2 protein-coding genes are annotated in these 776 nt (G+C 42.0%); both read right to left on the minus strand.

Annotated features, from left to right (window positions below; translation table 11 throughout):
• Nucleotides 1–421, minus strand: a 421-nt coding sequence (gene ilvN, locus A3739_RS05785; protein WP_068500645.1) for an acetolactate synthase small subunit, incomplete at its 3' end; no start/stop codon positions are given.
• The coding region (locus A3739_RS05790; protein ID WP_231877017.1) for a thiamine pyrophosphate-dependent enzyme at nucleotides 421–776 on the minus strand (356 nt) is incomplete at its 5' end. The genes A3739_RS05790 and ilvN, both read right to left, overlap by 1 nt.

The following is a 776-nucleotide window of genomic DNA, read 5'->3' on the forward strand; positions in this document are numbered from 1 at the left end:
CTTCCGGCAACGCTTTAATAAATGCGTCAAGCTTTCTGCTGTCTCCCGTAACCTGAACGGTATACACAGTGCTATTCACATCTACAATTTGCCCTCGAAAAATATCTACCGTACGTGACACTTCACCACGCTGAGAGCCAGCTGCCTTCACTTTAACAAGCATCAACTCTCGTTCGATATGACTACCTTCAGTCAAATCAACCAACTTAACGACTTCGATCAACTTATTTAGCTGCTTTGTAATCTGCTCGATAACCTTGTCAGAACCCGTCGTTGTGACAGTCAAACGGGATAAGGATTCATCATCAGTTGGCGCCACGGTAAGCGTTTCAATGTTGTAGTTACGCTGAGAAAACAAGCCAACAACACGCGACAATGCACCTGGCTCGTTTTCAAGAAGGACAGAAATAATACGTCTCATTATGTTCTCTCCGTCTTGTTCAACCACATGTCATTCATCGAACCTTTTGCAATTTGCATTGGATACACATGCTCTAAAGGATCAACATAAACGTTGATAAATACCAACTTGTCTTTCATTGCGAACGCTTTCTCTAAGGTAGACTCTAATTCGTCTAGCTTATTGACCGTCATACCCACATGACCATAAGACTCAACCAACTTAGTAAAGTCAGGCAATGAGTCCATGTAAGAATGAGAGTGACGAGATTCGTAATTCATGTCCTGCCATTGCTTAACCATACCTAGAGCTTGGTTGTTCAATAGCAAAACTTTCAAAGGAAGGTCATATTGCTTACACGTTGATAGCTCTTGAA

The sequence above is a fragment of the Oleiphilus sp. HI0067 genome (assembly GCF_001635735.1).